We start from the raw sequence: 12,692 nt of genomic DNA, 5'->3' as shown, positions 1-12,692 counted from the left end.
TAGCTTCCTCCCCCAATTTAGGGGCGTCTAGGTGTTAATCCTGCACAAAGAAAAGTAGCCCGGAAGAGCTAGGCTCTTGCGGGCTACTTTGAGATGAGCTACACCCTTATCAATTCAAGGGCTCACATATGAAACCGCGGGGGGTTACTTGCCTAGCTCAGTAGCTAGGGCCTGGCGCTGAGCGTGCACTTCGGCGGGGACTCTATCCCCTAAGAATGCCAGCCATTCGTCAATACCGGGCAGTTCTTCTTCCCATTCTTCGCGACTAACGGTAAGAGCAGCGGTTAGTTCTTCCTCACTCAATTCAAGACCGGTCAGGTCCAGGTCCGCTGGTGTCGGGACAAGGCCCAAGAAGGTTTCCTGGCCACCAGCGGTGCCCTCCAAACGGTCGAAAATCCACTTGACCACGCGGCTGTTCTCACCAAATCCGGGCCAGGCGAACCCGCCATCGGGGGTGCGGCGGAACCAGTTGACGTAGTAGATCTTGGGCATGTTCTCTTGGCCGTGCTTCTTACCCAGATCAATCCAGTGCTGGATGTAGTCGCCGGCGTTGTAGCCAATGAAGGGAAGCATAGCCATGGGGTCACGGCGCACAAGGCCCACCTGGCCCTTGGCGGCGGCGGTGGTTTCTGAAGAGAGGGTCACGCCACGGAAGACACCCTGCTCCCAGCTTGTGGCCTCGGAAACTAGCGGGATAGTGGTCTTGCGGCGGCCACCAAAAATCATGGCTGACAGCGGTACACCATCGGGTGCATAGTATTCTTCGGCCAGAGTGTCAGCCTGGGCGATGGGGGTGCAGAAACGTGAGTTGGGGTGAGCCGCCGGACGCCCTGAATCAGGGGTCCAGTCCTTGCCCTGCCAGTCAATCAGATGATCGGGGACCTCATCGGTCTTACCCTCCCACCACACAGAGTTGTCATCGGTGAGGGCAACATTGGTGAAGATGGTGTTACCCCGAGCAATTGCCCGCATTGCATTGGGGTTGGTGGACCAGCCGGTGCCGGGGGCGACACCAAACAGGCCTGCCTCGGGATTCACCACGTAGGGCCTGCCATCGCGGAACTCGATCCAGGCGATGTCATCGCCAACCATCTCGGTTTTCCAGCCTTCAATGGTGGGATCCATCATGGCAAAGTTGGTCTTACCGCAGGCTGAGGGGAAGGCCGCGGATATGAACTTGCTACGCCCCTCAGGGTTGGTTACTTTGAGCACCAGCATGTGCTCTGCCATCCAACCTTCATCGCGGCCAATTGCTGAAGCGATACGGAGTGCGTAGCACTTCTTACCCAGCAGGGCATTACCACCGTAACCGGACCCATAGGACCAGATTTCACGGTCTTCGGGGAACTGCACAATGTACTTCTCGGGGTTACAGGGCCAGGGAACATCCTGCTGGCCGGGTTCAAGCGGAGCGCCCACCGAATGCAGTGCCTTCACAAAGAAAGCCTTGGTCTCGGACATCTTGGTAAGAACATCAGAACCGATAGTGGCCATAATCCGCATAGAAACAACCACATAGGCAGAGTCGGTAATTTCGACACCGAACTTAGGAGTGGTCGCATCGAGTGAACCCATCACAAAGGGAATCACATACATGGTACGGCCCCGCATGGACCCCTTAAAGAGATCGGTCAGAGTCGCTCGCATCTGAGCTGGGTCCTGCCAGTTGTTGGTCGGCCCAGCACCATCCTGGGTCTGTGAGCAGATAAAGGTACGCTCTTCAACACGGGCCACATCATCGGGATCCGAAAAAGCAACGTAAGAGTTAGGGAACTCATGATCACTAAGCTTGCGGAGGGTACCGGCCTCAACCAGTTCAGCGGCCAGCCGGTCGTATTCTTCCTGTGAGCCATCAGCCCAGTAAATATCATGGGGCTGGGTAAGCTGAGCAACCTCAGCGACCCAAGCAAGTAATTCCTCGTAGTTGGTAGGAGCCTGTGCAATTAAATTGTCGATTGAAATGTCAGTCACTGACGCTTCCCCTTATGTATCGGTTCCCCCGGTACCTCTCTGTACCGGAAGCAGGTGCCCACCCATTTTCTGTGCCGCCGGCAGAGCGAAAACAGAAAAACGCGCCACTCATTAGCAATGAATAAACGCGTTGTGCGGTGCACTTTCACTTCATCGTGTACGTCTAGCCTACCCAGATATAGGTCTTTTGTCAGAATTAGTACAAATATTTCGCTCCGATCTTCCTCACACCCCCGTAGCAAAACCTAAAAATCATTTGGGCATGACACAATACAGCCACATCAGCCCCGGAGCGCCCCCGGTGGCCTTAACCAGGCTGAGACCAAACTGAGCAGACAGGGCACCCACCATAAGTGAGAGCAGTGTCACGCGCTTTCGATTTGCACACCTCCAAAAACCTGCGTAGAGTATTACCTGTTGCCAAGACGGGCTAGAGATAGTCAGCCAAGGCACAATGCGCCTGTAGCTCAACGGATAGAGCATCTGACTACGGATCAGAAGGTTGGGGGTTCGAATCCCTTCGGGCGCACACCAGAAACCGGCCTCCTTGTGAGGCCGGTTTTTTTATTGCGGTTACATCAAGAGGCCGCAGAACCCCATGACGGTGGGGTAGTTTTCACCACAAAAACGGGCTTGCTCTTGCCTATCCCATAAAATAGGGGAAGACAAGAAGGCCAGACGGCCTCACTGCCGCATCAGCACAGGAGAAGATATGAGCGTAAACATCACGGTCACCGATGAAAACGGTACCACCAAAGACGTGACCTGGGAGCCCCACCAGAGCATGCTCGACGCTGTCCTAGCAGCCGGCTTCCCGGTACTTGCTACCTGCGGCGGCAATGCCTCATGCGCCACCTGTCACGCCTTTATCGATCCCGAGCACTTTGCCGCATCGGGCGAACGCGAAGAAGCCGAAGAAGACCTGCTCGATATGATCGATGATATCGCCAACGAGTGCTCTCGCCTCAGCTGCCAGACGGAATACTCCCAAGGAATGGACGGGGCACACGTTACCCTGCAACCAGGAATGTAAATGGCATGAAAACCCCCAAACCCCTTATCCCCCTTGCTGCCCTGAGCCTCCTGCTGGCCCTTACCGGTTGTGGCTCCAATAAGCCGAGCCAACCAGCAGAGACTTCGGAAGGCACAAGTGCCTCCGCGGTGGCGACTTCCCAAACAGCAACCTCCGCCAGCCCAAGCCCCACAGCAACGAGCTCCCCAACTCAGACAGCCGCGGCCCCGACACCCAGCGTCTCAGATAGCCCCGAACCCGTCCCTACGGGAACCGTTATCACTGTTGAACCCAGCCCCACTCCCAGCCCTGCTGATCAACCAACAGGGGCCGCAGGGCAGGCTCCCAGCTCTATGGCAGGCGTTGCCGTATGCGACTACGACCAGCTCTACATTGAGGCGGCCGTAGCCCCCGGTGGAGGTGCCGCAGGCTCACGATATATCAACCTCACCTTCACTAACACCGGCTCCGCCCCCTGCTCTATCGGCGGCTACCCCGCCGTTCACTACGTGAATTCTGCTGGCCAACAAATTGGTGCAAGCGCCGCAAACGCCACCGACTTGTCATCCTCAGGAGGGGTACTAGCCACCGGTGAGTCTCTCACCGCCATCCTGCGTGAAACACGCGCCGGACTCTACGCGGGTCGTTGCCAGAGCGTCGCGGCGACCGGCTACTCCATCCAGGCCCCCGGAGCGTCCCAGGCACTCGTACTCAACTTTGCGTCCGAAGCCTGCTCCAATACGGACATCACCCAGCTCACGGTGGGTGCTGTAGGTGCCGCGCCCTAAGCGGTTTCTACAGGCTAAGAGGGCTATGGCTTCTGAGGATACTTCCCGGGCTCTGAGGTTTTTCTCGGAGCCAACCCGTCGCTGGTTTGAGGGGGCTTTCACAGCCCCCACTGCCGCCCAGGCCGGCGCCTGGGCGGCTATCAGCGCCGGCCGGCATGCCCTAATTGTGGCCCCCACCGGTTCCGGTAAAACGCTCTCAGCTTTCCTGTGGGCGCTAGACCGCCTGCACTTTGATCACACCGCCGCATCCAATGACACAACAAGTCGGGAACCCAGCGTGAGCGGGACCAAGGTCCTCTACATTTCACCGCTCAAAGCCCTGGGTGTGGACGTCGAACGTAACCTGCGTTCCCCACTCATCGGTATAGCCCAGACCGCCCGTTCCCTCAAGATGGAACCTCCCCAGGTTCGCGTGGGGGTACGCAGCGGGGACACCCCCGCCAAAGAACGCCGCCAGCTCATCAGCAACCCACCGGATATTCTGATTACCACACCGGAATCCCTCTTTCTGATGCTGACCTCTAAGGCCCGCTCCACGCTCACCTCGGTTCACACCGTCATCATTGACGAGGTACACGCGGTAGCAGGAACAAAACGCGGTGCCCACCTAGCGGTAACCCTAGAGAGACTAGACCAGCTCCTAGAATCCCCCGCCCAGCGCGTGGGGCTCTCTGCCACCGTAGAACCGGTAGAAACCGTTGCCCGGTTCCTGGGCGGCTCCGTCCCGGTGGAGGTTGTGCAACCACCCTCAGAAAAACAGTGGGAGCTCACCCTCTCCGTACCCGTGCCCGATATGACAGCCCTGGGCGGCCCCAATGCTTACGGTGAGATGCCAGCTGGCACACCCTGGCATCAGGGCAGCAGCACAAAAAATCGTGCCCGCGAAGCCGCTAAAAACTCAGCTACCGAGTTCAATGATGGGCTGGCGCTAGCTGACTCCCTAGCCGATGAGGGTCTGCTCCGCCCCGAGCAGGTCGATGCCGCAGCAACCCTGCCCCAAGACCTCACCTTGGCTGATGCTCTGGGCGTCCGCCCACTGGCGGGCCCCGCCCTAGGTTCCCCGGAACCGGAGGAGGAAAGCCCGGCTAAAGCAAGAGATAGCTACTTTGACCAGCCTCTGCCCACCGTGAGTGAGAACGGCCCCCATCAGGCTCTCTGGGAGGCGGTAGGAACCTACCCGGGCGAGCAGAGCGCCCCTAGGCACCCGCGCCAGCCCATCGAACTGACCATCCAAGAAGTAGCGGAAGAAGCGGGGGCCGCAGAACAGGTAGAGGGCTCCGACGATTCCACCCCGCCCTCACCGGCATCCGGCTACCAGGCTTCTATCTGGCCCCATGTTGAAGAGCGTATTGTTGACCTAGTAGAGGCCAACCGCTCCACCATCGTGTTTGCTAACTCCCGTGGCCTGGCAGAGAAGCTAACAGCACGGCTGAACGAAATCTACCTGCAACGGTGCCAGGCCCGCCAAGACCTTAGCCCTACCGGCGAGCCTTTGACGGTGACCGGGCCCAGCGGGAGCACCGAACCGCGCACCGTAGCCGATATCCTGACCCAACAGCTGGCTCAGGCCAACCCCGCGCAGCTAGAAGCAGATGACCCTAAACTCCCTTTACGCGCTACTCCTACTAGGGGCACAAGCTCACCGGCCCAGATAATGGGGGCCTCGGCGAGCGCCTCAGGTGCCCCACCCCTGCTGGCGCGTGCCCACCACGGTTCCGTCTCTAAGGACCAACGCACCCTCATTGAAGAGTCCCTGAAATCGGGCCAGCTCCGCTGTGTGGTGGCTACCAGTTCGCTCGAGCTGGGCATTGATATGGGGCAGGTTGATCTGGTAATCCAGGTGGAGGCTCCCCACTCAGTAGCGTCCGGGCTTCAACGGGTGGGCCGTGCCGGGCACCAGGTGGGCGAAGTATCGCGTGGCTACCTCTACCCCAAGCACCGGGGCGACCTACTCAACGCCACCGTCACCGTCCAGCGAATGTTGGCAGGCAAGATTGAGCCGCTGTCCATACCGGCTAATCCCCTGGATATTCTGGCCCAACAGACCGTTGCCGCCTGCGCCCTGGGGCCTATCAGCGTGGAGGCCTGGTTTGAGGCGCTCCGGGCTACTGCGCCCTTTGCTACCCTGCCCCGGGCGGCTTTTGAAGCCACCCTCGATTTGCTCTCGGGCTTTTACCCCTCCGATGAGTTCGCCGAGCTGCGCCCTCGCATCGTCTGGGACCGCGGCGCGGGCACTATTGAGGGACGGCCCGGCGCTCAGCGGCTGGCAGTCACCAGCGGCGGTACAATCCCTGATCGGGGCCTTTTCCCCGTCTATATTGCCGGGGCAGAGGATTCCAAGGCGCCTAAGCGAGTGGGTGAACTCGATGAAGAAATGGTCTACGAATCCCGTGCGGGGGATGTTATCGCCCTGGGTGCCTCCTCCTGGCGGATTGAAGATATTAGTCACGACCGGGTAACCGTTACCCCGGCTCCCGGAGTGCCGGGCCGTCTGCCTTTCTGGCACGGGGATTCTCCCGGGCGACCGGCTGAGCTGGGGCGAGCACTCGGCACTTTCACCGGCGATCTGGCGCGAACCCTTGCCAAAGACCGGGCAGAGGCCCACCGGCAGGTAGGGGCGCTGGGCCTTGATGAGTGGGCCGCCGATAATCTGCTGGCCTATATCGGTGAGCAGACCCAGGCAACCGGTCGTGTGCCCTCCCATAAGCACCTGCTAGTTGAGCGTTTCCGTGATGAGCTGGGCGACTGGCGGGTTATTCTCCATTCCCCGCTAGGTATGCCGGTGCACTCCCCCTGGGCGCTGGCTGTAGGTGCCCGGGTCGAGGAAGGCTACGGTGTGAACGCATCGGCCATGGCCGCTGATGACGGTATTGTGCTGCGTATTCCCGCTATGGAAGCTGAGCCTCCGGGTGCCGAGCTCTTCCTCTTTGACCCTCAGGAGCTTGAGGATATAGTCACCGAGCGGGTAGGGAATTCTGCGCTCTTTGCCTCCCGCTTCCGGGAGAACGCCGCTAGGGCGCTACTCCTGCCCCGCAAGGACCCCGGCCGCCGTACACCCCTGTGGCAGCAGCGCCAGCGGGCCGCCCAACTCCTCGACGTTGCCCGAAAGTACCCGGCTTTCCCAATCCTGCTCGAAACCGCTCGCGAGTGCCTGCAAGATGTCTACGACCTACCCGAGCTCCTGGCCCTGCACCGGCAGATTGAGAGCAAGCAGGTCAAGGTCTCAGAAATCGAGACCGATACGCCCTCGCCCTTCGCCCGTACCCTGCTCTTTGGTTACGTCGCCCAGTTCCTCTACGAGGGTGACTCCCCTCTTGCTGAGCGCAAAGCCGCCGCGCTGGCGCTGGACCCGGCTCTGCTCGCTGAGCTCTTAGGCAAAGACGAGCTACGGGAGCTTCTGGATGCCGGGGTGATTCGTAGTACCGAAGCCCGCTTACAACGCCTTGCCCCCGGTTACCGCCTGCACGGAGTGGAGGGCGCCGCCGACCTGCTCCGGCTCTTAGGCCCTCTCACCGCCGAAGAGGCCGCCGCTAGGCTCCGTCTGCCGGGAGCTTCTCCTGATGAGGCTGCCCCCGATCCGACAATCACCCCAAGCCAGGCACAGGAGCACCTGGAGACCCTGGTAGCCGCCGGGCGGGCACTAAGCTTCCGCTTGCACGGGCGCAAGGTCTACGCCGCCCTGGAAGATTCCAGTCGCCTGCGCGATGCCCTGGGCGTGCCTCTGCCCATCGGGGTGCCGCTGGCCTTCCTTGAACCGGTCAAAGAGCCCCTCCTTGACCTGGTAGCCCGCTACGCCCGCACCCACGCACCTTTCACCACCGCCCAGGCCGCCCACGCGCTAGCTCTGGGTATCTCCGTGGTCGAGAACGCATTGCGGGCTCTGGCCGCTGACCGGCGGGTACTCTCCGGTGAGTTCCTGCCCGAAGAACTCCGGGCTGAGCTAGCCCGTGCCCGCACCGGTTCTGATGACCCCAGCTACCTGGCCGGTACCGAATGGGTAGATGCTCAGGTTTTGCGCACCCTGCGCTCGCGGTCGCTGGCGGCCCTGAGAGCCGATGTTGAGCCTGTACCACCGACAACCTACGCCAGGTTCCTGCCTTCTTGGCAGCATGTGGGCTCATGGCAAATCACAGAAACCACCGCCACACCCGGTACCTTCGGCGTCCCGGCCCAGCCTATTGTCGCCCGCCAGGATACAAGCGCCATGCTCTCAGGCTACGACGGCCTGCTCACGGTGGTTGACCAGCTTGCGGGGGTGCGCCTACCGGCATCAGCCCTGGAATCGCTCATTATGCGGGCCAGGATTACCGACTACGCCCCGGCTCTGTTGGATTCTGCCATGAGTGCCGGTGATGTGCTGTGGACAGGGGCGGGCCAACTTACCGGGGACGACGGATGGGTTGCCCTGCACCTGGCAGAGAGCGCCCCCCTGACCCTGCCCGATGAAGGTGAGCGGCAAGAAGCCCTGGCTGCGCTGGGGCCCTTAGAAAAAACGATCTATTCGCTCCTGAGCGGTGGGCTGTTCTTCACCCAGATTCAGGCTCAACTGGCGGCTCTCACAGCTTCCCTGGGAAATCAGCCGCCCAGCGACCGCGAGACATCCGATGCCCTCTGGAACCTGGTATGGGCTGGCCTGGTTACCGGTGACACCTACGCACCGGTACGCGCCCTCCTGGCCGGCGGCTCATCAGCTCATAAGGTGGCTAGCCCACCACCCCGTGCCCGTGGCGTGGGTATGCGTAGAGGGGCCAGCAGACTGTCCTCCTCCCGGCTGGGCTTAGGAACCGGGCCTACTGTCCAGGCACCGGCCCAGGTAGCCCCCATCAACGCTGGGCGCTGGGCACGAGTTGATGCTGAACCGCTTGACCCGACCGTGGCCGCAGCAGCCCGAGCCGAACTTCTCATGGACCGCTACGGAATACTCACACGGGGTGCCGTTGCCGTTGAGGGAACGGTCGGCGGTTTTGCCGGGGTCTACCGGGTGCTATCCGCAGCCGAAGAAAAGGGGCTAGCCCGCCGAGGCTACTTTATTGAGGGGCTGGGAGCTGCCCAGTTCTCAACCTCTGCCACGGTAGATCGGCTAAGACAGGCCGACCGAGCCACCTCAGATCCGCTGCCTGCTCAGCATATTAAGCACAGCGCCGCCCCTGAGGCTACCTACTCACCGGTTCGGACCACTCAGCGTGCTGTCACGCTCCTAGCGGCAACCGACCCGGCTAATCCTTACGGGGCGGCCCTCCCCTGGCCTACGCCCACCCCCTGGGATGCTAACCGCACCCCGCTCAAACACAAGCCGGGGCGTAAAGCCGGTGCCTGCCTCGTCCTGGTAGACGGCACCCCGGTGCTCTACTTAGAACGCGGCGGCAAAACTCTCTTACCCTTTACCGAGGACCCGGTGCTTGTTGAAGTGGCGACCCCGCTTCTAGGCCAGCTGGTGCGCCTGGGCGTAGCCGACAAAATTGTGATTGAAAGCGCCGGTGGTATTGAGCTACTCAGCACACCCGAGCCTTTGAATCCAGCGGCAAAGGCTCAGCCAGCTAGCGCCGCCGATTCCGCGGCTGAACACCCGGTGCAGGCTCTCCGGCGAGCACTTCTAGCAGCTGGCTTCTACACCACCCCACGCGGTGTCCGTATGCGGAAAGACTACTAAACCACAGGACCTCCGAACCCGCTCAAAGGGCGTAAAAAATGGCCCTGCTGTTAGGGGGCAGGAAGGCCATTATGCAAACAGGTACATTAAGCTACATGCTCAGTCTTTGGTCGAAATCATGGTAGCCTGCACGAAACTCTCGTACGCTACGAATAAGGTGCACATAGAGAGCACCGAGTGACATCACCAGCATCATAGCCAGAACAAGCATGAAAAGTAGGTACACCGCTTTGACCTCCATCTAGGGGGCAGGCGGTAGGGGCCGCCTGGGGCGGGTAGACTCAAGCAAAATAGCAGGAGTGCACCCTTTTGCATAAGGTAAGGGGACATGTCCGAAGCATCGATTGTGAGACTTTGAACACAGAAAACTATACACCGCTTTCTATTGTGGCTTGCAACTCTACGGTTTTTCTATCTTTTATGTCAGCTGACCCTGAGGATGAGGCCGGTGGTAGCTACCGTAGAATGAGGCAAATTTTGGTACAGCAAGAAAGGTAAAACCGTGCCCGAGGGAGACACCGTATGGAGGCAAGCCCGGTCCCTCCACCGCGCACTTGCCCACAGAATAGCCCACACGACAGACTTTCGAGTTCCCTCATCTGCTGGCATCAACCTCAGCGGTCAACCTATCCACGGCGCGCTCGCACGCGGCAAAAATATCCTGCTACGCATCGGCGATACTACCGTCCATTCGCACCTCAAAATGGAAGGTATCTGGCACATTTACGGAACGGGACTCGATGGCCGCTCCGACCCCTGGAAACGACCCGCAACCGCCGCCCGCGCCATCATCCAGGCTAACGCCCGTTTAAACCCCGACGGAGCACCTCTTGAGGGGAGTAGGCCTATCACGGCGGTCGGCTTCAACCTCGGTGTCCTGGAAGTTTTCCCCACCAGCCAAGAGCAAAGCAGGCTCTCCCACCTGGGGCCGGATATTCTGGGGCCTGACTGGTCGCTATCTCAGGCTGTAGCACGCTTGTCCAGCCAACCCGACCGCGCCATCGGGCCAGCCCTACTCGACCAAAGGAACCTAGCGGGGATAGGCACCATTTACCGGGCTGAAACCCTCTTTCTTGCCGGAATTGACCCGAGCACCCCGATCGGCGCAATCCCCGACCTGGCCGGGCTCGTCTCTATCGCCCACCTGCTCCTTGATGCTAACCGGGCCAGGCCCCACCGGGTCACCCGTACCACTACCGAACCCCTATGGTGCTACGGGCGGGTAGGACGCCCCTGCTACCGCTGCGGTGCAACCATCGTAGGAGAAGACCTCTCAGATACTGGCGTGGGGGCTAGCCGCTATACACCCGGCCACCTGATCGCCCGTCCCGAGGACATAGACCGCCTGAGCTACCGGTGCCCCGGCTGCCAAATACTTTTGAGCTAAGACAGGCGATCACTGGCGGGGCATATTCACGCAAGTACTCCCGCACATAAGGAATAGTAAAATCTACATACCCGTGGCAAGGCTAGCTCATAGCTCATGAGTCGGGACCTATAGGTATTCGCCTACTGAGGAGTGCCCCCAACCACGCTCTAAAGCTAAATCCTTATAAGCCTTAAGTAGAACTGTCTTACCTGCCCTTGGGTCTCCGGTCATGAGTAAAGTGCGTGCCGGTTCAACCAATACCGTCTTTGGTAGCTTCAGCGAGATCAACAAGTAGCTGACCACACCCAACCAACAGCGGCGGTGTGACACCGAATGTAGGAGTAAAGGGGGTGCGACCTATGGTTGTTTCCTCATCCTTTTATTATTCCTTCTTATTCTTTCGTATTTTGGGTAGAGATTTTGCAAGGTCTCATCCGGTTCACGCTCCTGGAATAATAGGGGGCATGCGCCGAGTCAACCGCCACCTCACGCCCCAGCCCCTACCCCAACGCAAGGGCATCGATGCTGTCTCCTTCACCCTGCCCGATGCTAACGACCCCACAGACAATGTTCTAGGCACCAGCACCGTCTTGGACTACCTGGTGGCCCGTTTCTACCCCTACCAGTACGAGCTTTTTGCCAGCCGTTTTGAGCGCAAGGAAGTGAGGGACGCTCAGGGCAACCCGGTAGCCCCCACCGCACCACTGACCGGCCAGAAAATCTGGTACTACCGGGAGCTAGGCCAAGAAAAGCCCGTCCCCTTCGACATGCCTGTGCTCTATGAGGACGAGTGGGTGCTGGCTATCGATAAACCCCACTTTCTGCCCACCACACCCAACGGCTCCTTTGTCGCGCACACGGCCCTGACCCAACTGCGGGTACGCGAGCGCAACCCAGCCCTCATACCCATCCACCGCCTGGACCGAGCCACCGCCGGAGTGGTCCTCTTTGCCAAAGTGCCAGAGGCCCGAGCCCCTTTCCAAACCATGTTCCAGCGGCGTGAACCCACCAAAACCTATGAGGCCATCGCAGCACCGCTGAGCACCGGGGGCACAGAGCTGGCCCCGGGGGAAAGTCTGACGGTTCGCTCGCGAATTGAGAACGCCCACGGCTCCTTGCAGGTAGCCCAAACCGATATAGAGTTTTTAGCTGGTGACGCCCCGGCCCTGCCCCTTGAAACCAAGGCTCAGTTGAGGGAGCGGCGGCGCTCTGGTGCCGGTTTTTCTGGGCAGAATGCCCAGTCCCGCATCACCTGTCTAGAGACCTTCGAGCTTGCACCGGGCCTTTTACCCGACGCCTCCACAGCTAATCCAGCTTTGCCGCTACCGGCACCGGGCAGACGCCTAACCCGCTATCTTTTGGAACCCCACACCGGCAAGACCCACCAGCTGCGTGTGCACCTTGCGGCAACGGGGGCACCGATTCTGGGGGACGTTGTTTACCCCGAGGTCCTCCCTATCGCTGAGGACGAGCCAGCCCTGCCCCTCCAGCTTCTGGCCCGGTCGCTGAGCTTCTCCCACCCCGTAACCGGCCAGGCGGTGCTGGTGGAGAGCCAGAGGCAGCTGACCTTAGCCCCAGGCCCCAGCGGGGCTCCCTAAGCCCGTGCTGTGGCTCAAACCTTCACATGTGCGTTCAAAGAACCCACCCATGAAGGTTTAGCACACATGAAAAGACGGACCGCCTCAACCAGGCCCACCCACAGAAAAGAACCCCGGTTGCACACCACCATGAATGGCCGCCGGAAAAACCGCCCGCCAAAGACCCGCATGAGGTACTTGCCCTTGCTTACATGCACCTACCGGTGGGTAAACTAACAGACAGTACCATCAATTCGCCCCAGCCCCCCGCGAAAGGCAACTATGTGCCCCAGACACTCAAACACCTCCCCTGACCAGCTCAATA

7 protein-coding genes and 1 tRNA gene are annotated in these 12,692 nt (G+C 60.3%); 6 read left to right on the top strand and 2 right to left on the bottom strand.

The genetic code is table 11. The annotated features are described in order from the left end of the window. Positions 1–144: 144 nt before the first annotated feature. Positions 145–1,971 (bottom strand): phosphoenolpyruvate carboxykinase (GTP), encoded by a 1,827-nt coding sequence (locus ACN08V_RS09165; RefSeq protein ID WP_419105331.1) that lies wholly within the window; start codon positions 1,969–1,971, stop codon positions 145–147. A 456-nt stretch (positions 1,972–2,427) separates the two neighbouring features. On the opposite strand from ACN08V_RS09165, the gene ACN08V_RS09160 reads away from it, so the two are divergent. From ACN08V_RS09160 to ACN08V_RS09145, 4 genes are all read left to right on the top strand, one after another. Next, positions 2,428–2,500: transfer RNA gene (locus ACN08V_RS09160), tRNA-Arg, on the top strand. Positions 2,501–2,683: 183 nt separating this feature from the next. Then, the gene (locus tag ACN08V_RS09155) at positions 2,684–3,004 is read left to right on the top strand and encodes a 2Fe-2S iron-sulfur cluster-binding protein (RefSeq protein ID WP_419100399.1); all 321 of its coding nucleotides are present in this window, start codon (positions 2,684–2,686) and stop codon (positions 3,002–3,004) included. Between the two features lie 5 nt (positions 3,005–3,009). After that, entirely contained in the window at positions 3,010–3,771 is a 762-nt protein-coding gene (locus tag ACN08V_RS09150; protein WP_419105330.1) for a DUF4232 domain-containing protein, read from the top strand. Positions 3,772–3,796: 25 nt separating this feature from the next. After that, the gene (locus tag ACN08V_RS09145) at positions 3,797–9,421 is read left to right on the top strand and encodes a DEAD/DEAH box helicase (RefSeq protein ID WP_419105329.1); all 5,625 of its coding nucleotides are present in this window, start codon (positions 3,797–3,799) and stop codon (positions 9,419–9,421) included. 91 nt (positions 9,422–9,512) lie between these two features. On the opposite strand, the gene ACN08V_RS09140 is transcribed toward ACN08V_RS09145, so the two are convergent. Then, complete coding sequence (locus tag ACN08V_RS09140; RefSeq protein ID WP_419100396.1) at positions 9,513–9,647, bottom strand: hypothetical protein; 135 nt, start codon at positions 9,645–9,647, stop codon at positions 9,513–9,515. Positions 9,648–9,923: 276 nt separating this feature from the next. On the opposite strand from ACN08V_RS09140, the gene ACN08V_RS09135 reads away from it, so the two are divergent. Continuing rightward, positions 9,924–10,808 (top strand): DNA-formamidopyrimidine glycosylase family protein, encoded by an 885-nt coding sequence (locus ACN08V_RS09135; protein WP_419105328.1) that lies wholly within the window; start codon positions 9,924–9,926, stop codon positions 10,806–10,808. A 446-nt stretch (positions 10,809–11,254) separates the two neighbouring features. Then, positions 11,255–12,388, top strand: a complete 1,134-nt coding sequence (locus ACN08V_RS09130) for a pseudouridine synthase (protein WP_419105327.1) — start codon at positions 11,255–11,257, stop codon at positions 12,386–12,388. Positions 12,389–12,692: the final 304 nt, after the last annotated feature.

The sequence above is a fragment of the Rothia sp. P5766 genome, from assembly GCF_048513555.1.
GTDB lineage: Bacteria > Actinomycetota > Actinomycetes > Actinomycetales > Micrococcaceae > Rothia.
This window is presented reverse-complemented; position numbering and strand designations above follow the sequence as displayed.